Source organism: Priestia sp. SB1 (assembly GCF_038898415.1).
This window is the reverse complement of record NZ_JBBJSS010000014.1, coordinates 1-26,391: the sequence shown is the minus strand read 5'-3', so window position 1 is coordinate 26,391 and position 26,391 is coordinate 1. Positions and strand designations below refer to the sequence as shown.

The window sequence follows — 26,391 nt, the reverse complement described above, 5'->3', positions numbered from 1 at the left end:
ATATCTAAGGTTCTAACGAGGTGCATAGTGAAAAGTATTATAAGTAACATATATATAAATTCTCCTTACATAGTAAAAAGGCTTTTTGCAAATCTAGAAGCAATAAGACGAGACAAATATAGAAAGAGCGAAGATATAGATTACTCTAATTTTCGCACTTTCAAAACAGTCAGTCAGTCATATTATAATGTAAGCCTAGTAGAAAATTTCATTCAAGAAGCAGCAAATAATGTCCCCTACTATGAATTTCTAAAAGAATATACGACTCATTCTGAGAAAGAGTTTGAAAATATTCCTTTATTAACAAAAGAAATAGTAAGAGGAAATCTTGAAAATCTCTTTTCCAAAAATGTAGTAAATATTAATCAACAGCTTTGGAAAGGTTCTTCAAGTGGATCAACTGGTATGCCATTAAAATATTACCGCGATAAACAAAGTGTAACCATAGAAAGAAAACAATATAACGATTTTTATACTTATTGTGGATGTGATATAAACGATAAGTCTGTCAGAATTTCAGGTGTTAAGGTGGCATCTTTTAATAAAAAACGCCCTCCCTACTGGGTCTATATAGATAGATACAAGCAACTACAGTGTAGTGCTTACCATATATCAAAAGAGACTTATAAAGATTACATTAGAGCTTTTAAAAAGGTTAAGCCTACTTATGCAACTGGTTTTCCTTCAGGTTGGGCAGCATTAGCTGAAGCAATGATTGAAGATGGAATAGTATATAAGGGGCTAAACGCAATTATTACTGATAGCGAAGGCCTATCGTTAGAAAAAAAAGAGAAGATTCAAAAAGCATTTGCATGTCCTGTATATCAGACTTACGGATTAGGAGAAGTAGGAATGTGTTCAGTGCAATGTGAGAACGGAAACTACCATATATTACCTTCACACTATGTAGAAGTGGTTAACGAAAATGGTAATGGAGTAGAAGATGGCAACATTGGAGAAATAGTAGTAACAGATTTTAATAGTAGTAAAGCACCCTTTATTAGATATGCCACGGGTGATATGGGGATAATGTATAGAACTCCTTGTGGCTGCAAAATCGAGACTCCTTATCTATCTAATATAGTAGGTAGAATAGAAGATTATATTCTCACAAAAGATAACAGGAAAGTAACTAGAGTTACTCAGCTTCTTAAACCTGCTATTGGTATAAACGAAAGCCAAATTATTCAGGTTTCACGTGAGGAAATTGTTATTAACGTCATTCCAAATGAGAATTTTGATAAGGAATCTATGAAATTAGTGGTGAAGAACGCTAAAGAATTTGTAGGAGATATGAACGTTTCCTGGAGAGTAGTAGATAATTTAGAAAGAATGCCTAGTGGAAAGCTGAAATTTTTAATAAGAAAATTTTAATATGCTAAGTTAGAGTATTCCTAAATTAGAAAGTTAGGTGTGTAATTTTGAATATCCAAGTACTTGTGTCAGCTATGCATCGCACGAATCATGAAATTTTAAAAGAGATGAACCTACAAACTGATGCAATAATTATTAATCAATGTGACCAAGACAAAAGTGAAACTTTAGATTTCCGCGGAAAATCTGTACATTTCTACCATTTGAATGAGAGAGGGGTAGGAAGAAGTAGAAATACTGCATTGATAAAAGCATCAGCAGATATTTGTCTTTTTGCAGATGAGGATATGATATATGTTGATGGTTATAGTGAAATGATTATTGAAGAATTCAATAACTATCCAGACGCTGACGTTCTCATTTTCAGTTTAGAAAGTCTTAACAAGGATAAACCTTTAAGCACTATTAGAAAGAGTGGTAGCGTGGGTCGAAAGCAAGCAATGAGATATGGTTGCGCAAGAATTGCTTTTAGAAGAAATAGTATTTTAAAACAAAATATATGGTTTTCTCTTTTGTTTGGTGGAGGGGCAAAATATAGTAGTGGTGAGGATACGATATTTCTTCAAGATTGTTTAAAGAGGGGCCTTAAAATATACAGTAGTACTAAAAAAATAGCCTATGTAAAGCAAGAAGAATCCACATGGTTTAGGGGGTATAATGAGAAACTTTTTTATGATAAGGGAGTACTTTTATCAACTGTTATGCCTAGATTGGCGGAAATTTATGCATTAGGCCTTTCTTATAAATACTCTAAGAATAAATCGGTGACGATGCCGTTCAAAGATATATACTCCAGCATGAAGAAAGGCATAAAAAATAAAAAACGAAATTAAATAAAAAACTTTTGTAATAGTTTAGCTTAATTAAATTTCGAATAATGAGGTAATGAGGTAAGGATAATGAGTAAAAAGATCAAAAATATTTGTATCATAACTGATGCATATCCAACACCAGACGATCCAAAAAATCCATTCATTGATCAGTTAGTTGTTGCTTTTGCTGAGAAGAACATTAACTGCACAGTAATAAACCCAGTATCAGTAACAAAGAAAATAATAAGAAAATCAGTGCTACGCCCTAAGCAATGGAGTAAAAAAACATTAAATAATAAAATTCAAATATATTCACCAAGATATGTAACTTTCTCATCAAAAAAATTTGGTTTTATTAACACAAATACTCTTAATCTAAAGTTTTTCGAGTACAGCTGTATAAAAATGTTAAAAAAATTAAATATTAAATTTGATGCTATCTATGGACATTTTATTTTCCCTTCAGGAATATCAGCCAGTACTATATCTAAGAAATTTAATATACCTGCATTCTTTGCGTATGGTGAAAATACTAATTATACTATTGATTATTTAGGAAAAAAACGTACAAGAGAGCTGTTAAAAGATATAAGTGGAGTAGTCTCTGTTTCAACTGCTAATAAAGAGATACTAGTGGAACAGAACATTGTACCGGAACAGAAGATAAAAGTGTTTCCAAATTCAATTAACAATAAGTTATTTTATAAGCGAGATAAGGATAAGATGCGAGAAAAGTATGGTCTACCTAAGGATGCTTTTATAGTTGCTTTTGTTGGCAGGTTTGTAGAGGTAAAAGGAGCTAACCGATTAGCTAAGGCCATAGAAAAAGTAGGGGCTAACAAAATAAAATCTGTATTTATAGGTTTTGGAAATGTCAGACCTAACTGTGATGGAATTTTATTTGAAGGCAAGCAGCCTCATGACAAAATTCCTGAGTTATTATCTGCAGCAGACGTTTTTGTATTGCCAACGTTAGCAGAAGGTTGCTGTAATTCAATAATTGAAGCTATGGCTTGTGGTTTACCAATAATATCATCTAATAGATCTTTTAATGATGACATATTAGATGAAACCTGTTCAATAAGAATTGACCCTACTAATATAGATGAAATTGCAAAGGCTATTGAAAAGGTATATGAAGATGATGAATTACGTGTAAGACTATCTAAAGGTTCACTAGAGAAGTCTAAATCCTTAAATATTGAAGAGAGAGCTGAAAATATTCTAGGTTTTATTAAGGGGAATTTACAGTAAGTTACTTAAATTAGAATCTATAAACGATTTTAGAAAAACACCCATTTTCTAGTTGTTATTACGATTTTTAAAAATAAAAGTAAGAGGTGGGTGAGCACATTATGTTAATAAAAATTAGCAAAATATTCTATATTTTATTAGTCTTGTACTATGGTTGGTTTCAAGTCGTATTTTTAAAAATTCCAAATGCTTTACCAATACTTGGAGCAGGGGTTATGGGATTTATAATTCTGCATGCATTTACAACTAGAACCAGACTAATTACTTCTTTTACCATAGAATTAATGTTTTGGGCTTTATTTGTATTGACATCCTATATATTTGGATTATTAATAGCAACAAGTTATGGTTTTCTTTCTAGCGCACTTTTTATATTCATTGAATTCTTACTCTTAATGTTTGGGATAATATATATATCAAAACACGATAATAATATAGATTTTTTTATCAATGTTTTTATTCTGTTCTCCTTAATTTGTGCAATCACTACAACCTTCAAAGGGGTAGAGTACGGCCAAGGTAGAATTTCAATGGGTCCTGACAATAATCCTAACTCGCTAGGGATTACAATGGCTTTGGGTGTTTGTTGTATTCTATTCAAACATAATTTTAAGAAACTAGTATTTTCTATTATCTCTTTTAGTGCTATCTTATTGCTACTTTATGTATGCCTGTTAACGGGTTCTAGGAAATCTTTTATTAGTGTAATTGCCATATTCGTTTATTGGTTTGCCTTTGTGATATTTAGAGATATCAAAAGTTTAAAATTTCCTGATAAAATAAAGGGTCTCCTCTCTATACTTTTGGTTATATTTTTAGGTTATCAATTATTAGTCCCTTTATTCGAGGGATCAGTTTTAATTCAGAGATTAACCTTGTTATTTGAAAACGGATCAGATACAAGAGAAGGGATGTACAATGAAGCATTTACATTCTTTAAACAGAGCCCTTTAGTAGGATTAGGGTTTAATAATTTTAGAGCTGTTTCTATGTTTGGAACTTATTCTCATTCAACTTATTCGGAAGCTTTAGCATGTACGGGTATTATTGGCTGTATATTATACTTTATTCCTTACCTTAAATTGCTATTTAATTATTTTGGACTAATACTAAGTAGAAGGTTGGACACAGAACTCTTAAAACAATCTAAAATCATGATGGGTTTCTTAGGCATACTATTATTCCTCGGTATAGGAGTAATACACTTCTATGAGCTAACATCAAGTATAGCGTTTGGAATGGTCATAGCTTTCTTATATACGACTAGAAAAAAATTAAACTATAAAAATGACAAGAAATTTATTACAGGGAGGCAAAAGCCTTGAGAATTATTAATATGTGTAAGCGTTACTTACATTCACCGAATAAGCTAGTGCTTGCATTTGGAAAAAAGGGCCTTTTTAACTGGATACCAGATTCTCTATACTTAAAATTACTCTATTGGAGTGAAACAAAGAAGACTTTAAGTTTAGATAATCCATCTACATACAATGAAAAGCTACAATGGTTAAAATTATATAATAGGAATCCTGATTATAGTAACTATGTGGATAAATATAATGTAAGATCTTACATTGAGAAAACCATTGGAGAAGAATATTTGATTCCTCTCATAGATGTATATGAAAGTGTTGAGGATATAGAATGGGATAAGCTTCCTGAAAAATTTGTATTAAAGTGTACACATGGATCTGGTTCCAACATTATTTGTCAATCAAAAAAAACGTTAGATAAACAAAAAGCTATAAAAAAATTAAAAAGATGGATGAAAAAAAATTGGTATTGGTTTGGAAGAGAGTGGCCATATAAAAATGTCAAACCACGTATAATTTGTGAAAAATTTATGATTGATAAGTCTGATGAAGATTTAAAAGATTATAAAATATTTTACTTCCACGGTGAACCTAAGATTATACAAGTTGATTATAATCGATTTAAAGGACACATGAGGAACTTATATGATATCAATTGGAATTATATAGATGCATCTATTGAATACCCAAATAATCCTGAGGTAATTATACAAAAACCTAAAAAGTTAGATGAGATGCTTAGGTTAGGGAAAATTCTTGCAAAAGACTATCCTCATGTAAGAATAGATTTTTATTTTATAAATGGTGATATCTACTTTGGGGAAATGACTTTTTATCATGGAGCAGGTTTGGAAAACTTTTCACCAGCAGAATTTGGAGAAAAAATGGGCAGTTGGATAGATTTGAAAAGGGAAAATAATCTTCATACCTAAAAGATCTATACATGTTATATAGTGTCGATATTAAAAATATATGATGAGAATACCAGTAATTGAGTATTCTCATTCGTAAGAGGAGATTCTTTTGGAGAAAACCGAATTAAAAGGTAAGATGATAAATGCTACAAGATGGTCTGCTTTTTCTCAAATAGCTGCAAAGGTTATAACACCTGTTACTAATATGATTCTAGCAAGAATATTATCACCAGATGCTTTTGGGGTAATAGCGATTGTTACCATGATAGTTAGTTTTACAGATATGTTTACAGATGCGGGTTTTCAAAAGTATTTAGTTCAGCGTGAATTTAAAGATAAGGAAGAAAAATTTAAATACACTAATGTAGCCTTTTGGACTAACTTAGCTCTTTCTATTATCCTTTTGGGTATAATAGCAATTTTTGATGATAGTATTGCAAAATTAGTCGGTAGTCCTGAAATGGGTTTTGTTATAACTATTTCGTGCATACAGCTACCGTTAACAGCATTCTCTAGTATTCAGATGGCCTTATATAGAAGAGACTTTGACTATAAAACCTTATTCTTTGTAAGGATGATATCTATATTCCTCCCCTTAGTAATTACTATTCCTCTAGCATTAGCAGGATTGGGTTATTGGTCTTTGGTTATTGGGATGATAAGTGGTCGTTTAGCTGATGCACTAATATTAACTGTTAAATCAACATGGAAACCTCAGTTGTTTTATAACGTAAGTATTTTAAAAAATATGTTGTCATTTAGTATATGGTCCTTATTAGAGGCTATTTCAATTTGGTTAACAATATGGATTGACACATTAATCATTGGTAGTTTTCTAAATGAATATTATGTAGGTTTATATAAGACTTCAACTACCATGGTAAATTCTCTTTTGGCATTAATTACAGGAGCTACCACTCCTATACTTTTTACAGCCTTGTCTCGTTTACAAGATAATAATAAAGAATTTAATTCTACTTTTTTCAAAATGCAAAGATTTATCGCCATACTTGTCTTTCCAATGGGAGTAGGTATATATCTTTATAGTGATTTAGCAACTCAAATACTTTTAGGTAGTAAGTGGAGCCAAGCCAGCGAAATTGTTGGAATATGGGCATTATCTAGCTCAATTACAATAATTTTTGGGCACTATTGCAGTGAGGTATATAGAGCAAAAGGAAGACCTAAGTTATCATTCTTAGCTCAACTTTTGCATCTGGTAGTTCTGGTACCAACGTGTTTAATAAGCGGAAAATATGGATTCATAATCCTAATTTACGCTCGTACTTGGATTCGGTTACAGGGGATAGTGGTCCATTTATTACTTATGAAATTTGTAGTTAAATTTCCCGTAAAAGAAATGTTTAGAAATGTGTTACCTTCCTTAATCGCTTCTTGTTCTATGGGGATTATAGGTTATTTTTTAAAAAGAAGTTTTAATACTGGAATTGCTTGGAGCATAATCTCCATTTCTACCTGTATCATTGTTTATTTTGCAATCCTTCTATTATTTAGAGGGATAAGAGTAGATCTGATTAAGATTATAGGCAAAAGATTCAAACAAAAATCCCAGAGTCCAGATTCTAAGTTTAATAGCATAAAAGGAAAATAAATTACAGTAAAGGAAGATAAAATTATGTTTAAAATAGCTGTAGCAGGTACCGGGTATGTTGGGTTAGTAGCAGGCGTATGCTTTGCCGAAATGGGCCATCAAGTAACTTGTGTAGATATTGATCAAAAAAAAGTAGAATTAATGAAGTCTGGTATTTCACCAATCTATGAAGCAAATTTACAAGACCTAATGATAAAAAACTACGAATTAGGAAATCTTAACTATACAACAGATTATCAAACTGCTTACAAGGACGCAGATGCTATTTTTATTGGCGTAGGAACTCCAGAACAACCAGACGGTTCAGCAAACCTCTCTTATATTGCAACTGTGGCACGACAAATTGCTGAATCGGTAGAAAAAGATTGCTTAGTAGTAGTAAAATCAACAGTTCCAGTCGGAACAAACGATAAAGTAGAACAATTTATCCAAGACTTCTTAATTAATGATGTTAGAGTAGAAGTTGCATCAAACCCAGAATTCTTAGCCCAAGGTTCTGCAGTGCATGATACATTGCATGCAGAAAGAATTATCATCGGAACAGAAAGCAAATGGGCTGAAGAACTTTTACAAGATATTTATAAACCATTTAACCTTCCTGTTGTCTCAGTAAACCGTAGATCTGCAGAAATGATTAAATATGCTTCAAATGACTTTCTAGCTTTGAAGATTTCTTATATGAACGATATTGCCAACCTTTGTGAGTTAGTAGGCGCAGACATTCAGGATGTTGCTAAAGGAATGAGCTTTGATAAGCGTATTGGAAGTAAGTTTTTAAACGCAGGTATTGGATTTGGTGGATCATGCTTCCCTAAAGATACAAAAGCATTAGATTACCTTGCAAAACAAAATGGTTACGAGCTAAAAACAGTACAAGCTGCTATTGATATAAATAAAGAGCAAAAGATAATGCTTTATAAAAAAGCAAGTCGCCGTCTTATTACATTTAATGGGCTAAAAGTTGCTGTACTAGGTTTAACTTTTAAACCAGGAACAGACGATTTACGCGAAGCTGCTTCTCTTGAAAATATACCTTTATTATTAGAACAAGGTGCTGATATTTATGCATTTGATCCCGTTGGAGCAAATAACTTTGCTAAAGTACATCCTGAAGGTCGCCATGGAAGAGGAAGTATTACTTACGTGTCTAATGTTGAACAGGCAATCAAAGATGCAAATGTTTGCTTTATCTTTACAGAGTGGGGTGAAGTAAAAGAAATTACGCCAAGTATGTATAAGGAACTAATGAGAACACCATTAGTTTACGATGGACGAAATATCTATAGTGTAGATGAAATGAAACAAGCACAAGTAGAGTATCATTCGATTGGAAGAAAAACAGTAGAAAGACAAAACATCAAGGAGTCGAACGAACGTGAGCTACAGTCAACTAGATCTTAATAAAACATATCTTATTACAGGAGCAGTAGGGTTTATAGGCTACTTTTTATCTAAAAAGTTACTAGAACAAGGATGCACAGTTATAGGAATTGACAATATTAATGACTACTATGATATAAGGCTTAAACATACTCGCTTAGAACAATTGGAGCCATATGAGAAGTTTACGTTCCTGAAAGTAGACATTTCTAATAAAGAAGCTCTTACAAATGTGTTTAAAGAATATACGCCAAACATTGTTGTAAACTTAGCTGCTCAAGCAGGGGTACGATACTCAATTGAAAATCCTGATGTGTATATACAAAGTAATATTATTGGATTCTATAACATTCTTGAGGCATGCAGACATTACCCAGTAGATCATCTAATCTATGCTTCTTCAAGCTCTGTTTATGGTGCTAATAAAAAAGTTCCATTTGAAGAAACAGATTTTGTTGATCATCCAGTCTCGCTTTATGCATCAACTAAGAAATCCAATGAACTAATGGCTCATACTTATAGCCATTTATATAAAATTCCAGCTACAGGTCTCCGATTCTTCACAGTATATGGTCCACTAGGACGCCCAGATATGGCTTACTTTGGATTTGCTAATAAGTATTTTGCGGATGAGTCAATTAATATATTTAATAACGGTGATTTCGAGAGAGATTTATATAGAGATTTCACATATATTGATGATATTGTAGAAGGAATTGAGCGCCTTCTTCCAAACCCTTCGGTTGGAGAAAATAATGTGCCTCATAAAGTGTTTAATATCGGAAACAACAATCCGGAAAAATTAATGGTTTTTATTGAAACTCTGGAAAAATGCTTGAGTAAGACTCTAGGTAGAGAAGTATTATTTAAGAAGATATTTGAACCTATTAAACCGGGTGATGTACCAGCCACCTATGCATCTACAGATTTGTTACAAAAGGCTGTAGGGTTTAAACCGGAGACATCGATAGAAGACGGTTTACAAAAGTTTTCTGATTGGTATGTGGATTATTACAAGATAAAATAGGATTTTTCAGGTAAACATGCTATTACTTAAGCACCACAGTTATAGTTTATTTTACAAGGCTAGTTCATTCCAATGTTAATAGAATGAGCTAGTCTTGTAATTTTATTAAAATAGGCTATTCTAGTGTGCAGAATTAATAGAAAACCATACTAGTTATGATAAGGAATATATAGGGAACTATGTTGTCGAATTAACGAATAAGAATGAAGAATTATTAGTAAAAAGTGCGAATTAAACTTTGAGGTGATATATATGAAAAAAGTAAAAAAGGCTATTATTCCAGCTGCTGGGTTGGGTACTCGTTTTTTACCAGCCACAAAAGCAATGCCAAAAGAAATGCTGCCAATCGTAGATAAACCGACTATCCAATATATTGTTGAAGAAGCGATTGAATCAGGTATTGAAGACATTATTATTGTTACTGGTAAAGGGAAACGTGCAATCGAAGATCACTTCGACTATGCTCCAGAGCTTGAGAACAATCTAGTATCAAAGGAAAAGTTTGATATTTTAGAAAAAGTACGTCAATCTTCCAATGTAGACATTCATTATATTCGTCAAAAAGAGCCAAAAGGTTTGGGTCACGCGGTCTGGTGTGCACGTAAGTTCATTGGTGATGAGCCATTTGCTGTGTTATTAGGTGATGATATTGTCCAAGCAGAAACTCCATGTCTTCGTCAGCTTATGAATCAATATGAACAAACATTATCCTCAGTTATCGGTGTACAAACCGTACCAGATAATCAAACACACAGGTACGGAATTGTTGATCCTACTTCAAATGATGGACGCCGTCACCAAGTCAATACTTTTGTTGAAAAACCAGTAGCAGGTACAGCGCCTTCGAATTTAGCGATTATGGGCCGATACGTGTTTACTCCCGAAATCTTTAAATTTTTAGAAGAACAAGAAATTGGTGCTGGTGGTGAAATTCAGTTGACAGATGCGATTCAAAAGTTAAACCAAATTCAACGTGTATTTGCTTATGATTTTGAAGGTACAAGATATGATGTAGGTGAGAAGATTGGATTTATAAAGACACAGGTTAAATTCGCAATTCAGGATCAGGAATTACGATCAGAATTGCTTTCATACTTTAAGTCATTAATTGAGTCCAATAAAGTAACAATATAAATTTTATTTGAATTTAAATTTGGAGGTTATTTCAAAAGCCTTTTACTACATTATATTGATAACCATTAGGAAAAATTTTATATTTTAGTCATACTTATACTATCCGTTAAGATATTTTACAAATGAGAATTTTAATTATTTAAAAACTTTCTGATTGATATGTGAATTATTACAAGATAAAATTGGTTATTCTCATTCATCTAATCTTTGAGATTATAAGATTTTTGGATCTTTTTTGTCAAAAACGTATTAATTCTGGATGCTTATTTGTTAGTTTTCAGAACTTTACAAAACTCTGTATAGTAAAGGAATAGGAGAGTCAATTATTCTATGATTAACGTTGGCTTTCCTATTTATGAAGAATTTTGTTGTCTCCACAATACGTACAGACAGGCAAAGGATTATCTGGACTGCATATAGTTGGATCTAGGTATTCCCTCAGGATAAAGAAAGGCTACTTTTATCTTACAACGTACGTAACCAACCTTTTTTACATTTAGAATTAGTTTACCCCTCCTATATTATTATGACTACTTAATTTCTGTTATATAAGATAGACATTGTGTAGGTGACTTAATCTTTCTCAACAGAAGGAATGGGTCGCCTATTGTTGTTTCTTCTAAATATTCCCTGCCGTTGGAAAACTACTATTTTTACTTCTTATCATCTACTATTATATCTTTTACTTCCCTTTCAAGAAATTATTAAAGAGATAATTATCAAATATAAATTTTATAACATTTTCTTCGTTAAATGCATGTATAAATGGTTTTCTTTGATGATTGTAATCAGCGACTGTAAAATACTCAATAACAGCGATTCAAAATTCCCCAATAATAACAGATAATCGTTTCAAGACAACATCATGGATGGAGTGGAGAAACGGTGCTGAAGATTGGGGAGTTTTTTATGATTAGAGAATTGTTTCAAAAAGGTTGGACGAAAACAGCTATTGCAGAAGCAACGGGTTTCGATCGCAAAACAGTCAGTAAATACCTAAAAGATAACCAGTTACCTAAGCGTAAAGGAAGTAAACAGAAAAAAGAAAGCAAATTAACCCCTTACAAACCGTATATACTTGGACGGCTTAAAGAGGGTACCACTAATTGCGTAGTCTTATTAGAAGAAATACAAGCAATGGGTTATGAAGGTCAGCTCACAATCTTAAGAGATTTTGTTCGTCCTCTTCGCCAACAACCAAAGAAACAAGCAACCTTACGGTTTGAAACGCCACCTGGAAAGCAAGCTCAAATGGACTGGGCGTATGTCGGGAAGTACTTAGTAAATGATGTGCTGCAAGATGTATATGGATTTATCATGATTTTGGGTTATTCCCGGATGAAATATGTAGAATTCACAACGAATATGAACCTAGAAACTTTAATGAAATGCCATATGAATGCTTTCTCTTATTTTAATGGGATACCAGACCAAATCCTTTACGATAACATGAAAACAGTGGTGATCAAGCACAGCCCAGTGGAAGTTCGTTTTAATCGGAAATTCGAAGATTTCTTGGCTTACTATGGAATTGTGCCAAAGGCCTGCCGTCCAAGGAGGCCTCAAACAAAAGGGAAAGTAGAAAGAACGGTAAAGTATTTAAAAGATAACTTTTTTCAAAGAAAACATGAACCAACACTGAATGCGTTAAACGAGGATATAAAAGAATGGTTAAATCAGGTGGCTAATAAAAAGGAAAATCAGACAACAAATGAAGCACCCTTTAAGAGGTTTGAGCAGGAACAGAAGTTCCTGAAGGCCTGGGGGGGAAAACCTTTATTTCCTACTTCCCATTGGGAGCATAGAGAGGTTAGTCGAGATTGTTTTATATCATACGGGGGAAAACAATACTCCGTTCCTTATCGTTATGTTGGACAGACCGTTAAAGTAAAGGAAACATTAAATCATCATATAGAAATATACGATGAACATGAATGTATAGCAAAACATCCTATTCTTACTGGAAACGCAACGACACATATCCGGATGGAACATTATCAAGGTTTACAGAAGACAGAGATGGGTCAGAAAGAGAAACACATTGAAGGTTTGGCGACCGATGTTTCTCAATCACAAGACCCATCCCCTAAAGTAGAGAAACGTCCTCTCGCTGCTTACGCAGCATTAGAAGAAGGTGAACATGTATGATGAACGAGCTCTTAATTGACCGGCTAAGGAAGCTTGGTTGGCACCATACAGCTAACCAACTAGATAGTGTATTAGAAGACGTATCTAAAGATAATGTATCATATTCTGAATTTCTTCACACCATCGTTTTACAGGAAATAGAGAAGCAAGAGTCGGGACAATTGGAAAAACGAATGAAACAGGCAAAACTCCCTTATAACAAAACGATTCACGACTTTGATTTTACATTTCAACCAAGTCTTAGTGAGAAACAAGTAAAAGAGACACTTACGTGCCGATTTATCTCGAATGGAGAAAATCGAATTTTACTTGGTCCACCTGGTGTAGGGAAAACGCATTTAGCTATTTCTTTCGCGGTAGAGGCCATTACCAAAGGATATACAGCTCTCTTCTTAACCTCAGATGACTTAGTAGAACAATGCCGAAAGGCAAATGAGAAAGGTACCCTCCATCGGCTTGTCAATCGATGGAGCCGGCCAGATATTTTAATTATAGATGAAGTAGGATATTTTCCATTTGACGAACTCACAGCAAATGTTTTCTTTCAAGTTGTATCTAAACGGTATGAGAAAGGAGCAATGGTTTTAACATCAAATAAATCCTATCTTGATTGGGGAAACGTCTTTGGAGATGAAGTGTTGGCAACAGCTGTATTAGATCGGCTTCTTCATCATGCGATTACATTTAATATAAAGGGAGATTCATATCGTCTACGCGAAAAGAAAAAGGCAGGAATTTATCCTGCCAAGTTGACTACTTAACCGTTTATAACGGGGAATTTGTTTTCGCTGATATTGGGTAAATTTAAAACGTTGTTGACAATGATATAGCTAATGTGTCTATAACATCTTCAATGGCAATGATTTTACTAAGATTATCTATTGTAGACGTCAAGTCGAATTTTACACTTTTTGCTTATTTGCTTTTTACACTTCTGCTGAAAATACACTTTTTCGATGTTTCATTCGATAACTATCTCCATCCATATGAATGACTTCTACACGATGAAGTAAACGATCTAAAATTGCAGTGGTAATTCCTTGATCTCCCATTAATTCACCCCACTGTTCAGGGCTTTTATTGGATGTGAGAATGATGGAACTTCGTTCATACAAATGATTAATTAAATGAAAAAACAAATTTGCTTCTCGCTGATCCATTGCCATATACATTAAATCATCAATAATGACCAGATCGGCGCCTCTTAATCGCTTTAGCTGCACGTTTGATTTATTTAGAAATTCTTCCGTTTTTAAAAGATGAATAAGCTCACCCATAGTTACGAAATAGACGTTGAAACCTCTGTGAATAGACTCAATTCCCAAACCGATTGCTAAAAATGTTTTACCAACGCCTGGCGGTCCCAATAAAATTAAATTATACTGCTGCTCAAGCCAGTTTAGCTCTGCGAGCTGGGTCAATTGGCGCCCCGTTAAAGCTCTTTGCTCTTCTAAATTAAATTCACTTAATGACTTCACGTAAGGGAAGTGCGCCCACTTCATTCTTCTTTCTAAACTCTTTACTTCACGTTTTCTCAGTTCATAACGTGTGATAGATTCAAGAAATTCTAAATACGTCCAAGAAGATTTTTCAGCCTCACGTAGGAGCTTTGGTAGCTCCTCAGCTGTTTCCGATAACCTTAATTGGCGAAAGTGCTCCTGCAAGTCATTTACAGTCTTATTCACTGTGGTTCACCCCCTAAAATACTTGTGTAAGCAGTAAGGGAGCGAGTTGTCACTATGATGTTGTCTTTACCTGAATGTTTTATAAAGGGAGGCTTCACCTTTTGGGTGCATTCAGTTTGTAATGCATCTTGATGGTTTGCGATATCCCGAAAGTCATTGGCGCTGTAAAGTTTATCTATGATGCATTTAGTCAAAGTGTCTTCAATCCACATTGGGTATTTCTCAATGACGTTTTGAATAATTATGAGCTGATCACGCCGATACCGTGGGTATCTTAAACAAATTTCATTTAAATAAAAAGTTGCACGTTCCTGATCTTCAAAATGTGAAACCAGTTGTTTCTTAAATTCTTCAATACCTTTTGAGCGATCCCGGATATGATGTAGATGTTGAATAAGCTTTCCCTTTTCATTACTAATGCTATGTTCAGCAATTACTTCTCCCTCTAACTGTTTACGGATAATCAGCGTTGGCGGTTGGCTCGAAGTGACTTCAATAAAAACCTCATTATCAGAGGCTGCACTATACGTTCCGAGAGGAACGGAATAACGGTTTGATTTGAACCGTATTGTATTGTCCTTACTAATATTCCTTGTTATACTTGGGGTAATGACGCTTTCATATGAAAGTGGTGAAGAGACGGGCTGTAAGTGTTGCTTTTCGACGGGGAACACTTCAGCTGGTCTTTTTTTCGTTGTCTGATGAACATGTTGATTTCCAGTGCGATGTAGCCACTGTAACGCACGGTTATTCCAATCTTCAATATTGCTAAATACTCGGCTATCTGCGAAATTTCCCTTTATGTACTTTACAACATTCTCAATCATTCCTTTTGATTCTGGGTCTGCCTTACGACATAAATGAACTTTAAACTTACGCTCATTTACATAGCTTTGAAACTCAGAAGTTAAAAGTAGCTGACCTGAATTTTCGCTTACTGTAATTAAACGATCCTGATCATACACAATTTCTTCTGTACGTCCTCCGTAAAATTGAAATGCATTTTCATGACATCGAATGGCATCATTTGTTGTAAAAGGCCGGTCCTGCCACTCCATGTATTTGTATCGAGAGTGAGCTAAGACAAAAGCGATGAAATATAGTTTGATTTCATTCTTTTCAGTTGTCTTCTGTTTCGTTTCTCCCCAATCCACCTGGATTTGCTTACCCATAGGTTGTTCAGGGATTGCTTCATATTGCCGAATTATTACTTTTTTCTCAATCTGATAAATCTCCCGCATCTCTTTCACATATGCTCTTACTGTACTCTCGCCCACAACTAAATCGGGATAACGCTCTAAGAGCCAATCGTGGATTTGTGCTGCACTGAGATGAGGGTATTCTTCAAGCCAAGCGATAATCCAATCCCTGTAGGGATCCAACTTCTTACCTTTACCTTGAAGCTGTTCCATGTATGCTTTTGTCTCTTCAAATGTCATTTTTAAATATTTATAAACGGTTGGTCTTGATACTTTGAGCTCCTGTGCAATTTGAGATACTTTAAACTTCCGTTGATGTAGTTGTTGAATATTTAAATAAAGCATTAACTTCTCCTCCAAGACGCTGTCCCCCCAGTAAAATAACACATTCTATTATTTTACTAGAGTTCTAGCTTATTGAAGCAAAAGTGTAAAATTACATTGAGCAAAAACTGTCAATTATATTCTAGCGTTTACATCTATTATACAACATACTCATTTTACTTATGTTACCTAATGATTTGTTATATTACATTCATACAAAGTTACAGATTAAAAGTTTTTATAGTATATGTGTAAAAGATATAACTAACTTATAAAAAGTTAGGTTATATCTTTTACTCTTATTGATGACAAATAGGCAATTTTTCTACAATATGTGTAATGCCTAACACTATTTTTAATAAAATACGTTTAACATTATCTAAAAGATAAAGAGCAACATCATTAAAGATTGTAATCATCTAATGATGTTGCTCTTATCTACATTTTTATTTCTATACGAATATGTATTTTAGGAGAATTTAATAAAAATGTATTATAAACTCTTTATAATGAAAAACCTCGTAAAACTAGTTTAATTACAGAAATTTCATCGTCTATCTAAAAGATGAAATTCAATTTTTTAGTTTATTCTTTATTTCTTTTCCATAAAATGAATTCAATGTAGTCTTTTAAGTCCCTAAGTTGCTCGTCATCCATATTAATCAAATACCTTTTTACATATGAAAAGGAATCATCCAGACTTGATATCTCATTTTCATCTTTTCTCCAACCTAATAATAATTCTGGTTCAGTATTAAGAGCGAAGGCTATCTTCTCTACAAACTCAATCGTTGGATTTTTACTAATACTACGCTCAATATTGCTTAAATATGATTTAGTAACCTTCGCTTTTTCTGCAAGCATTGAAAGTGTCATTCTCTTTTGAACTCTAATTGTATGAATGCGGTCTCCAATCATTAATTATTCTCCTTAGTATGAATATATAATTTTATAACATTCATTATATAGAACATTTTATATTTTGGGAGGAATTCTCCAAAAATATAATTAAATAAATTTAACAAGATCATTTATAGGTAATTTCTTTCTTTTCCATTCAATAATCTCAACATAGCCTTTTAGTTCAATAAGTTGCTCATCATTCATTGTGTTTATTGTATTCTTTATATCGTTTGAATAGTTATTAGCACTCTGTTGTAACTCTTTCCTATTTTCTTTCCACTTTAAAAGGGCTGCAGGGTGAACGCCAAATCCATTTGCTATTTTCTGAACAATATCGATTGTTGGATTAGTACAAATGTTACGTTCTATATTACTTAAATAGGACTTAGTAATTTTAGTACGTCTTGAAAGTTCTGAAATTGATAACTTTTTCTCCAGTCTTATTTCTCTCATACGTTGACCAAACATTAAGTACCCTCCCTATTAAAAAACACTAATAATTAATTTACTATAAAAGAAATAAAGATTCGTTTATGCCATTCAAGAAATCAATATAATTAAAAAAGTTGTTATATCTGCTAATTGAGAGCTATATTCTCTTTATCTTTATCTTTTTCTTCTTCTTCTTCTTTTCAATTCACCTTTTCAAAATATGATTAGAGTGTAAATTAATAAAAATAAGGGTAGATACAAAGAATAAGAGAATATAGTAAACAAGTCAAAGATGTGGATTATTTTATGAGATGCAAAGTTCCTTCCCACAAATTAGTGTAGTATCTTTGCATAATATAATATATGTTTCTTAGTCTAATCTTCTTACCACTTACGTATTACTTCTAACATGCTTTTATAAGCGCACAATATTACTATCCTCTTTAAGACTTTTTATTCTTAAAAAAGCTCAGTTTTCCTTATTTTTCTTAAAATAAATAAAAACGGTCGTAACGGGAAATATAAAAAATTAATACATTTAGGTAACTTGAGTGTTCTCTCATCTGCTACACTTGGATAAAACATAATTGTAATATATTCTATTTTTTTTCGTTTGGACTTTAAAGAAAATAAATACCTTTTAAAGGATTTATCTAACTGACTAGGTCTAGATTGTACATTTGAATGTAGTTGTACCATCTCTCTAATATAAGGAAGAGCTTTTTCTGCCAAAATTTTCGCTTGTCTTGTTTCCACAAATTCTTTAACATGACTATTTATCGGTGTATTTAGGAGTAAGTTAGCTAGCTGAAAAGCTTGTCCTACTAGACGTTCCTGTTTATATCTTCTAGTTAGTAAACTAAAATGTTCATAATTAATATCATCATTTATAACTATTTGATCTATATCCTTTAACCAACGCAGGCGAAACCATCCATGACGGGACCCATGAGAAATAAGATATAATAGTAAGTCTTCTCTACCCATAAAGGGTAACGGATGATTAGTTAGTAAACTTTCCCTTTTTCTGTGCCATAGCTCCTCAAAGTTTGCTCCTTCAATTGAACGATGATGTAATCTCCAATGCATTTCAATTTGAACCCTCTTTTGTGGATGATAATAAGCAATATGATGGCGTCTTAACTTTATTTCATTGAACACAACTGGTATTTCCTCTTTTTCATACCCCAGATTTAAAAGTATTTTTTCAGTTTTCTCTATGTCCTTTTCCAGAACTAAAATATCTAAATCCTTAGACATTCTAAGCGAAATATCCCCAAAAAGTTCATATGCAAGTGCAGGACCTTTTAAAAAAAGAAGAGGAATATTATTCTGATTAAAAACCTTATCCACTTGTTCCATCTCTCCACTTAATTGAAGCATCTTAATAGTATTTTTCTTGTATTCGCGATTAAGGGTTTGCATCACATAAGGAGGGATCAATCTCCCATCAAACCCTTTTAATTTCTTATAAATTAACGGATAACACCGATGATGCTCCACTAATTGAAGAAAAATTCTCCAATCAATATCTTTTAAGTGGTCATGTTCATTTTGGTTTATAGTTAATCCTTTTTTTTCCTTCAATAATTCCAATAAAAAATTCAATTCATGTGATAGGGGTTTTAAATCAGGTTTAAATTTCTTATTCATTATTTTCCACTTCACTTCCTCGTTACTTATTTCTTTAGAAAGGTTCCCAACAATTGTGAATGACCTTCATTTCTTCCTATATCGTTATGTAGAAGAAACCACTATGTAACCAAACGTAAGTAATTATTTTTCCATCCTTATTTTTAAGCGTTGTAATAAAGTGGACTTCCAGTTTTATAGCTTTTAGCAATTTTCATTTTGACTATTGTTTTACTCATACGCTCACTATAATTTTTAAGATACCTTTACATATTTTAATCTAAAGATTTAACTACATAATTTATTTTTTAAAAAGCAGTAGCAGAAAATTTGTTCAAGCAAAAAACCTACTTTTATTTTTATTTGCTTTCTGGATAAAACCTTCTAATATTAAGACAAAACACCTAATTAATATTACTGACTTAACTCTTTTTGTATATCTAGCAAGTTACTGAAGATTCCCTTTTTTTCTTTTTTTAACTGATTATATTCACCAACTTGAACAATTTCCCCATCTTCCATGACCAACACTTGATCTGCATTACGTATGGTAGATAGTCGGTGAGCAATGACCACAATGGTCATGGTTCCTTTTAATTTTTCTATAGCACCTTGAATTTTTGCTTCATTCTCCGTATCTAATGCACTCGTTGCTTCATCTAAAACAAGAATCGATGGTTTTCTCAAAATTGCTCGCGCAAGTACCAGACGTTGCCTCTCTCCCCCTGACAATCGAATACCCCTGTCACCTATTAGTGTATCTAAACCTTTAGGAAGCTTTTTTACAAAATCAGCGGCTGCAGCAAAATTTAGGGCTTCCCAAATTTTTTCTTGACTAGTACCAGGATCAATTATAGTTAAATTCTCTCTTATTGTTGCGTTAAAAAGAAATGGATCCTGTGGAATATAGCTAATAGATTTCCTTAGTGATAATAAATGATCATTAGTAAGAGGCAAATGATCTATAGTGACTTCTCCTCGATCTGGTTGATTTAAGCCCATTAAAATATCAATTAAAGTACTCTTTCCAGCTCCGGATCTCCCCACTATAGCTGTCATGCGGTTCGATGGTATATTTACATTTATTTTTTTAAGTGCATATATATCCCCATTTTGATTGTACCTAAAATATACATCATGACAATCTAACCCATGTTTGATATTAATCGGCTGAACATTTTTATAATCTTGACTATTTAACTCTTTTGCTTCTAAGCATTCATCTTGTAATTCCATTAGTGCTTTAAGAGATGGAACAGTGGCTCCAAGTTGCTCTAAATTAGATTGGATACTTGTAAATCTTGGCCATAGCCTCGTAAAGATAATCATAATTAGCATTAATTGTGTTGGTTGTGCCTTAAAAAGCTTTATGGAAAGAAACACAAAAATGGCAATTAGGAATGCAGAAACTAACTTAAAAATCATTTGAGAGGTAGTGCTTACAGCAGTTAATTCCACTCTATTTTTCTCCATTTTCTTACTTAGGGAAAGAAACCAACTCAAATGCAGTTCTTCTAAGGAGTTACTTTTAATATCCTTAATTCCATTAAAATGATCAGTTATACCTGCTAAGTACGTTTGTGTTAATTTAAAGGTTTCTTTTCCCAATGAACGGGAATTGTGAATAAATTTCCTAGAAAAAAACATAAGTACTAATCCAAAAAATAAAATACAACTAGTCATCTTAACAGATAAATAAAACGCTATAACAATTTGTATCAATGTAAAAATAATAGAAGATAATAGCTGTAAAAATAAATTAATTCCAGCACTCACATGAAATGTTTCATTTGTCATGATGTTAATAATGTCAGATTTTCTTTTTTTTAAATAAAATGCCCAATTTGCTTGTAGCAAATCTTTGTAGGTTTCTTCTCTTAAATATCTAATAAAACGTTGTTGGATTTTCACACCTAAGATTGTTTGATGGCGCTTAAAAACTCCTTGTCCAGTCATTAATAGAACATAGACTCCTAATATGATCAAAAGGCTGATTGTTTCAGAAAAACCTGAAAATAACTGAGTAACCCAACTTAAAAAGGAAGTTTCTTCTCTATTAATATTAAATATTCCTATCAATCCAATTAGTGGAACTAACAAAAAAACTCCCACACTCTCTAGTAAACTTATTAATATTACACAAATTAGATTAATATAAAGAATTTTCCCTGAATAATTATGTATTTGTTTAATAAAGTGCAAGAGATGCTTCAAAATCATTTCCTCCAATCACAGGGCTTATTCTAAGTCTTACTCCATTTTTGTCTCATCTGCCGTAAATCTTGTAATAATAGCATTAGATATTTAGAAATTAGTTATACAATATACATTGGCTTTTTAAGAAAGAATGATGGATGGACATTCGAGGACACAAGTGCCTTTGGTTTATGAGTAGTTATATTAAGAGGCTCCAAGTATGGTTAACTATTTTTCCAAATATGAAAACCGTTCTTTCGATGAAGTACATTATGCCGTATAATTTCCTCTATTATTAATTAGCAATCTTAGAACTAAATCTTTAATTTTATACAACAATGTCATGTCCTTAAAAATGTCAGAGAGATATTCTCTCTATCCTTACAAAATATAAATAAAATCACATTCTATTATTTTCAATTCATATTTTAGTAATAATAATTTGGTTTATTTAATTAAAATAAACCGTAAATTACATCTAAAAAGATTTAATTCTAAAAATTCAAATAATTTATCTATCTAGCTTATTAGTTTTAATTTCTTTGGCAAACTTAGCCACGACAGTGAACTGGTGCATTACTTCAGCACCTGATATATATGAAGATCCACTACGGAGCCATGCATGTGCAACTAACTCTCCATTTTTATCTTTAGCCGTACCTAAATAAAGAGTACTCTCTATTCCCCTTTTTTCGAGCATCTTCATGCCAGCAATTGCTTTTACAAGACATTGACTTTCCCAAAGAGTATAGCGACTCATAATATGAATGGCCTTAGATATATTGGCTAGCTCTTCTTTATTTGATGTTATAGGGGAAAGAGGCGTCTCTTTCATTTGTTCTCCTAAAGAAGGAGCAACTTTCGAAAATGCGATGCTCTTGAGATAACGCGCCTTTCCTAAATTAATAAAGGCTTCTATAAAAAGCAATTTAGTTTTACTATTCAAACTAAAAAAAGCCAGAATTCTCCTTATAATGTTCATTTTTTCCTCCTAAAGGCTAGAAAATTATAAACTGTCATTTTTTTTATTTTCCTCTACTATAATTATTCCTTCCTCACTTAATTGCTTCAAAAACATGGTAACTTGTCGTTCACACTCATCTTGACTGACATCATATAGTGAGCATACGGTTGTAACTAAATTGTGAACAGAAGTAGGCTCTTGTATTAATTCCCATATTTCGCCTCCTACTGCACCTAAATTAAAATACTTGCCAGATTGAATACTTAGCATCACTTTTTCTCCATCCATATCACTTACTATATTCCCCTGTTTTTGGCTAACTAAAGTATTTTGTGTAATCTTTATTTTAGTCATTATACTTTTCCCTCCACTTTTATTGTGTTTAAGATTAATTCTGTTAGATCGTGAGCCGTAAAGCGAGTTGTTGGTCGCCGTAATTGATAAAAATCAATTTTATTAATTATTTTTGAACATGTATTAAAATGCCATTCCATTAAACCAGAACCTTCAATAAAGAAATTACGATAGGTGTGATAATATAACTTGTAAAATCGTTTTAAGTTTTGAATGGGTTGAAGTTCAATCTCCTCTTTATCTCCTTTAACTAATTCAAATATGCCAGCCAAAGGTAATGCCTCTGTAGCAAACTGAGAATGAACAGGGACAGCATATTTTGTTTCCCTAACAAAGAGGGGTTGGTACTTATTTGATTCCATTCCAAAATGATTTAAGCTTTCTAACCATAATTTTTGCTGTGGATAAGAAGGTTTTATAATTGGAATATTCTCATTATCAAGTGTTACTGGTATGACATCATCACTCAAAAGTTGAAATCCTCTTGTTAGAAAGGCCGACGCTAGAGTAGATTTCCCTGCACCAGAATCTCCTACAATTGCGTATGCCTTTCCGTTTATAGCTATTGCACTCCCGTGCAAGGGAAGGATTTTTCTTTGCAATAATATTGCTCCCATGCAGGTTCCCAGAATATAAAGGCGAATTTCGTTTTCGTGGGCTACATTCATTGGTGAAACCAATATTCTACGACCGTTTTGAACTAAAAAAATAGCTGTTTCCGGCATACGAAACATGACCCAATCTTTTTTTATGACGAAATCCTCGTCAGAACTTGCATGCTGTAACCATAATCTAGAGAGATCAGCTCTTTCTATAACAATATCTATTTCATCACTTACTACATTAGTTTGAATTAATTCTAGTAAGGGAATTTCGCTTAAAATAGTTAAACCAAACGCTTTGTATACATTTTTTTTAAAAGTATTAATCATATATTTTTTCCCATTTATTATACCTTTCTGTAATTTGAACATTCTGTTAATTTAGATATTATATTCTAATTATTTTTATACTTAATTAATTAGCACATAGGTAAAACTAATATAGTTACTTTTTTAAATAAAGACCCCTATTATCTAAAAATAGGGGGCTAATACCTGTTAACTAACTATTCGAATAGTCTCCTATGTACGAAATCTAATAAGATACTATTAAATAAGATATAACTAATGATTCATTTCCCTTTAACTTCCATATGTTATATCACCTTTAGGAGTGTGCGTTGGAAAAGCAGCATCAGTATAATCTCCATGACTTCCAAGCATTGTCTTATTAACATCGAGAACTTCTAGCTCGGGTTTCTTCCATTCCTTTTTCATAGTTATCACCTCCTTTTAATTAATTTTTTGTAAAAATCGACTAACTATTAAACAACGCATTAAAAATTTAAGATTAGGATCAGTAGCAAATTCTGCTCTAGGTACCTGCTCAACCTTTGATAAGGATGCCTGTATAGCTTCACCATTTAAAAATTCTAAAGCTCTTTTATTTGTACTAAGGTGTTGTATTTCATTTTTAAATTCATCCCATTTGGGAATCATTCGATGAACCCAATCAGCGCCCTGGACACCCCGAATGCGTTGATTTAATCTAACATTATCCGGTAAATAATTTTCTGTAGATTTTCGTATTAGGGCACGATCTAATCCGTTTTGTACGTATTGACCCTCTGGAAGAGATAAACAAAATTGAACTACGCGTATATCGTTGGTTGGATCCCTCTTCCATAATGAGTGACGTAAAGAAAGCTTGGCAGCTAGCGTATTACCTGCATTCCACTGAAAGATGTCCTCAAAATGCTTTTTTCTCTCGTTAAATAAATTAGAATTGGAGTACCAACCCGTACGATCAATTCCATATTCTTTAAACTTGTTATAAACGTCCATTTTTTCTGCAAAATCAGGATTAATTAAAGAAGGAATTGTATATGGTGTGCCTTCTGGAAACATTCTATTAATAATTGGAAAACCAATTCTCGCCATAATTTTCAAGTTACGTAATCTAGATCCTCCCACTTTATTCCTGTAATGTATTAATTCCTGATATAGGCGAAACCATCTTAACCTCTTTAAAAGTAGTGTGTAATACTCTAAGGCAAATCCCCACGAAATAGAAAAATTCCCTCTATCACCATTAAGCAGCACACCGATGTCTTCTTTACGAGCTTGTTCAAACATACCCTTTAACCAAAAAGAATTTTCAAAAAATTTATAAGGCATTTCTAATGTCTCAAGAAAGTCATCAATTTCAGAGAAGGAGTCTTTTCCTTTAAAGTCACAGTAATGATCAGTAATTCCACCTATATGATCTACTGTAGATTGAATATAAATTCTTTCGTCTGCTAATAAATATTTAGGTGTAAAATCTCTAAAATCCTTAGGAGGAATATAACTAAAGGTGTGCAGCGGTCTTTTCTCCATTTGTAGCTTCTTTACGGCAAATCCAACGACTGCGCCTGAATCTAAGCCTCCACTCAGTTGTGCCCCAACATTTTTATGTGTCCTTAACCGAGAGGTAACCGCCTCTTGAAAGACGCTTTGGAATGCTTCTATGTATTCTTCATTCGATTTTAGTTGTAATCTTTTTCCTTGAGTTAAATAAGAATATCTTTTGACAATAACGTTATTTTCCTCAATTAGAATGCTATGAGATGGTGGCAACTGTTCTATATTTTGATAAGGCGTTATCGATGAATCAACGGCGTCAATCATGCCTGATATCGCCAAAAATTCCGCCAACCACTGTTCATTTAATTTTTTTTCTATAAACGGTAATGATAATAGAGGCTCTATTGTTGTACAAAAAGCAAATTTTTCTTGACTTTTGTGGTAATAAAGCGTCCTGCTCCCTGAAAAATCTCTTGCCCCAAACAGCCTTTGTTGTTTTTCATCCCAAATCATAAAGGCAAAATCACCGACTAAAAATTTCGGAACATCTTCTTTCCACTTATAGTAAGAAAGAAGAATTATTTCACTATCAGTAATATACTTCTGTCGTGATGGTTCAACTTCTAGCTTTTCAAGCAATTCCTTTCGGTTATCAATAATTGCATCTGAAGTAATTGCACACTGCCTTTCATAATCGTAAAATGGAAGCTTTTCCCCCACAGATTCTGGAGTAATCCATTGTGCATGACATCCAAGAAACACCTTTTCTAAGTACCATGTTTGAATATTGTCAGCAGGATATTTCTGTAAATTCATCATCAAGTCACGACAATGCTGGATATTTATAGGTTCTTTATTTAAATGATAAATACCGGTTATAGCACTCATATTTTTCACCTGCTTATTTGGGCAATTATATAAGATATTGTAGGATTCTAATCTATAAAGAAATTACCTAGAACCCTCATCTTAATAGACTATTTTACTTTTTGAGCAACAAAGTCATCGCTCTCTTCCGTAGCTTATAGACTATGGGAATTCGTCTCTGTCTAATTTTGAAATATTCCATATGTAATCATTTTTGCTCTTTATTTGACTTTCCATGTCGAAGATAAAAATTCTTAATAAAGAACAATAAGATAAAAGTATCATTTTATGAATATTTATGTCAATACTATCAACTTGCAAAAATCCCTTAAATTGTAATTTTTTATCTTTTTATTTATAAGATCATGAAAAACGGACCATTAAAATTCAGGAAACAAGTAATAAAATTCTTAATAAAGAACAATAAGATAAAAGTATCATTTTATGAATATTTATGTCAACACTTATTCACCTGCAATA

At 32.7% G+C, this 26,391-nt stretch carries 22 protein-coding genes; 11 read left to right on the top strand and 11 right to left on the bottom strand.

Translation table 11 applies throughout. From position 1 onward, the window contains the following. Positions 1-27: 27 nt before the first annotated feature. The 11 genes from WKH56_RS32435 to istB (WKH56_RS32385) all read left to right on the top strand — a co-directional run bounded on the left by WKH56_RS32435 (position 28) and on the right by istB (WKH56_RS32385) (position 13,729). Positions 28-1,374, top strand: a complete 1,347-nt coding sequence (locus WKH56_RS32435; RefSeq protein WP_342837532.1) for an AMP-binding protein — start codon at positions 28-30, stop codon at positions 1,372-1,374. A gap of 47 nt (positions 1,375-1,421) precedes the next feature. Then, complete coding sequence (locus tag WKH56_RS32430) at positions 1,422-2,207, top strand: glycosyltransferase family A protein (RefSeq protein WP_342837530.1); 786 nt, start codon at positions 1,422-1,424, stop codon at positions 2,205-2,207. A 66-nt stretch (positions 2,208-2,273) separates the two neighbouring features. After that, a complete protein-coding gene (locus tag WKH56_RS32425) occupies positions 2,274-3,440 on the top strand; it encodes a glycosyltransferase family 4 protein (protein ID WP_342837528.1) in 1,167 nt (388 codons plus the stop codon). A 101-nt stretch (positions 3,441-3,541) separates the two neighbouring features. Beyond that, positions 3,542-4,765, top strand: a complete 1,224-nt coding sequence (locus tag WKH56_RS32420; RefSeq protein ID WP_342837526.1) for an O-antigen ligase family protein — start codon at positions 3,542-3,544, stop codon at positions 4,763-4,765. Next, positions 4,762-5,685 carry an ATP-grasp fold amidoligase family protein gene (locus tag WKH56_RS32415; RefSeq protein WP_342837524.1) on the top strand — a complete coding sequence of 308 codons (924 nt, stop codon included), beginning with the start codon at positions 4,762-4,764 and terminating at the stop codon, positions 5,683-5,685. The genes WKH56_RS32420 and WKH56_RS32415 overlap by 4 nt, the downstream gene beginning before the upstream one ends. 91 nt (positions 5,686-5,776) lie before the next feature. Next, positions 5,777-7,279 (top strand): lipopolysaccharide biosynthesis protein, encoded by a 1,503-nt coding sequence (locus WKH56_RS32410; protein WP_342837522.1) that lies wholly within the window; start codon positions 5,777-5,779, stop codon positions 7,277-7,279. A gap of 24 nt (positions 7,280-7,303) precedes the next feature. Next, a complete protein-coding gene (locus WKH56_RS32405; RefSeq protein ID WP_342837520.1) occupies positions 7,304-8,680 on the top strand; it encodes a UDP-glucose dehydrogenase family protein in 1,377 nt (458 codons plus the stop codon). Next, on the top strand, positions 8,655-9,686 hold the full coding sequence (locus WKH56_RS32400; protein ID WP_342837518.1) for a GDP-mannose 4,6-dehydratase: 1,032 nt from the start codon (positions 8,655-8,657) through the stop codon (positions 9,684-9,686). Before WKH56_RS32405 ends, WKH56_RS32400 begins: the two co-directional genes overlap by 26 nt. 252 nt (positions 9,687-9,938) lie before the next feature. Then, positions 9,939-10,820: a UTP--glucose-1-phosphate uridylyltransferase GalU gene (gene galU, locus WKH56_RS32395; RefSeq protein ID WP_342837516.1), complete on the top strand. Its 882-nt coding sequence runs from the start codon at positions 9,939-9,941 to the stop codon at positions 10,818-10,820. Between the two features lie 885 nt (positions 10,821-11,705). Next, the gene (istA, locus tag WKH56_RS32390; protein WP_081214011.1) at positions 11,706-12,968 is read left to right on the top strand and encodes an IS21 family transposase; all 1,263 of its coding nucleotides are present in this window, start codon (positions 11,706-11,708) and stop codon (positions 12,966-12,968) included. Then, complete coding sequence (gene istB, locus WKH56_RS32385; protein WP_047932902.1) at positions 12,965-13,729, top strand: IS21-like element helper ATPase IstB; 765 nt, start codon at positions 12,965-12,967, stop codon at positions 13,727-13,729. Before istA (WKH56_RS32390) ends, istB (WKH56_RS32385) begins: the two co-directional genes overlap by 4 nt. Before the next feature lie 165 nt (positions 13,730-13,894). On the opposite strand, the gene istB (WKH56_RS32380) is transcribed toward istB (WKH56_RS32385), so the two are convergent. The 11 genes from istB (WKH56_RS32380) to WKH56_RS32330 form a co-directional block, all read right to left on the bottom strand. Next, on the bottom strand, positions 13,895-14,653 hold the full coding sequence (istB, locus tag WKH56_RS32380; RefSeq protein WP_342837513.1) for an IS21-like element helper ATPase IstB: 759 nt from the start codon (positions 14,651-14,653) through the stop codon (positions 13,895-13,897). Further along, on the bottom strand, positions 14,650-16,197 hold the full coding sequence (gene istA, locus WKH56_RS32375) for an IS21 family transposase (RefSeq protein ID WP_205663343.1): 1,548 nt from the start codon (positions 16,195-16,197) through the stop codon (positions 14,650-14,652). Before istA (WKH56_RS32375) ends, istB (WKH56_RS32380) begins: the two co-directional genes overlap by 4 nt. A gap of 564 nt (positions 16,198-16,761) precedes the next feature. Further along, entirely contained in the window at positions 16,762-17,094 is a 333-nt protein-coding gene (locus tag WKH56_RS32370) for a helix-turn-helix domain-containing protein (RefSeq protein ID WP_342837512.1), read from the bottom strand. 90 nt (positions 17,095-17,184) lie between these two features. Continuing rightward, on the bottom strand, positions 17,185-17,547 hold the full coding sequence (locus WKH56_RS32365; RefSeq protein WP_342837511.1) for a helix-turn-helix domain-containing protein: 363 nt from the start codon (positions 17,545-17,547) through the stop codon (positions 17,185-17,187). A gap of 423 nt (positions 17,548-17,970) precedes the next feature. Continuing rightward, the gene (locus WKH56_RS32360; protein WP_342837510.1) at positions 17,971-19,164 is read right to left on the bottom strand and encodes a nucleotidyltransferase domain-containing protein; all 1,194 of its coding nucleotides are present in this window, start codon (positions 19,162-19,164) and stop codon (positions 17,971-17,973) included. 393 nt (positions 19,165-19,557) lie between these two features. Further along, the gene (locus tag WKH56_RS32355; protein WP_342837509.1) at positions 19,558-21,357 is read right to left on the bottom strand and encodes an ABC transporter ATP-binding protein; all 1,800 of its coding nucleotides are present in this window, start codon (positions 21,355-21,357) and stop codon (positions 19,558-19,560) included. Positions 21,358-21,850: 493 nt separating this feature from the next. Continuing rightward, a complete protein-coding gene (locus WKH56_RS32350) occupies positions 21,851-22,321 on the bottom strand; it encodes a lasso peptide biosynthesis B2 protein (protein ID WP_342837507.1) in 471 nt (156 codons plus the stop codon). Positions 22,322-22,345: 24 nt separating this feature from the next. Continuing rightward, positions 22,346-22,657, bottom strand: a complete 312-nt coding sequence (locus tag WKH56_RS32345) for a lasso peptide biosynthesis PqqD family chaperone (protein ID WP_342837506.1) — start codon at positions 22,655-22,657, stop codon at positions 22,346-22,348. Continuing rightward, positions 22,657-23,589 carry an aldolase gene (locus WKH56_RS32340; protein WP_342837505.1) on the bottom strand — a complete coding sequence of 311 codons (933 nt, stop codon included), beginning with the start codon at positions 23,587-23,589 and terminating at the stop codon, positions 22,657-22,659. Before WKH56_RS32340 ends, WKH56_RS32345 begins: the two co-directional genes overlap by 1 nt. Before the next feature lie 252 nt (positions 23,590-23,841). Then, positions 23,842-23,976: a paeninodin family lasso peptide gene (locus WKH56_RS32335; protein ID WP_342837504.1), complete on the bottom strand. Its 135-nt coding sequence runs from the start codon at positions 23,974-23,976 to the stop codon at positions 23,842-23,844. A gap of 15 nt (positions 23,977-23,991) precedes the next feature. After that, positions 23,992-25,932, bottom strand: a complete 1,941-nt coding sequence (locus WKH56_RS32330; RefSeq protein WP_342837502.1) for a lasso peptide isopeptide bond-forming cyclase — start codon at positions 25,930-25,932, stop codon at positions 23,992-23,994. Positions 25,933-26,391: the final 459 nt, after the last annotated feature.

Coding starts and splice junctions, on each gene's coding strand:
- WKH56_RS32335 (WP_342837504.1), bottom strand. CDS start 23,976: ATGAAAAAGGAATGGAAGAAACCCGAGCTAGAAGTTCTCGATGTTAAT.
- istB (WP_047932902.1), top strand. CDS start 12,965: ATGATGAACGAGCTCTTAATTGACCGGCTAAGGAAGCTTGGTTGGCAC.
- WKH56_RS32350 (WP_342837507.1), bottom strand. CDS start 22,321: ATGAACATTATAAGGAGAATTCTGGCTTTTTTTAGTTTGAATAGTAAA.
- WKH56_RS32360 (WP_342837510.1), bottom strand. CDS start 19,164: ATGAATAAGAAATTTAAACCTGATTTAAAACCCCTATCACATGAATTG.
- galU (WP_342837516.1), top strand. CDS start 9,939: ATGAAAAAAGTAAAAAAGGCTATTATTCCAGCTGCTGGGTTGGGTACT.
- WKH56_RS32345 (WP_342837506.1), bottom strand. CDS start 22,657: ATGACTAAAATAAAGATTACACAAAATACTTTAGTTAGCCAAAAACAG.
- WKH56_RS32420 (WP_342837526.1), top strand. CDS start 3,542: ATGTTAATAAAAATTAGCAAAATATTCTATATTTTATTAGTCTTGTAC.
- WKH56_RS32425 (WP_342837528.1), top strand. CDS start 2,274: ATGAGTAAAAAGATCAAAAATATTTGTATCATAACTGATGCATATCCA.
- WKH56_RS32330 (WP_342837502.1), bottom strand. CDS start 25,932: ATGAGTGCTATAACCGGTATTTATCATTTAAATAAAGAACCTATAAAT.
- istA (WP_205663343.1), bottom strand. CDS start 16,197: ATGCTTTATTTAAATATTCAACAACTACATCAACGGAAGTTTAAAGTA.
- WKH56_RS32340 (WP_342837505.1), bottom strand. CDS start 23,589: ATGATTAATACTTTTAAAAAAAATGTATACAAAGCGTTTGGTTTAACT.
- WKH56_RS32365 (WP_342837511.1), bottom strand. CDS start 17,547: ATGTTTGGTCAACGTATGAGAGAAATAAGACTGGAGAAAAAGTTATCA.
- WKH56_RS32405 (WP_342837520.1), top strand. CDS start 7,304: ATGTTTAAAATAGCTGTAGCAGGTACCGGGTATGTTGGGTTAGTAGCA.
- WKH56_RS32370 (WP_342837512.1), bottom strand. CDS start 17,094: ATGATTGGAGACCGCATTCATACAATTAGAGTTCAAAAGAGAATGACA.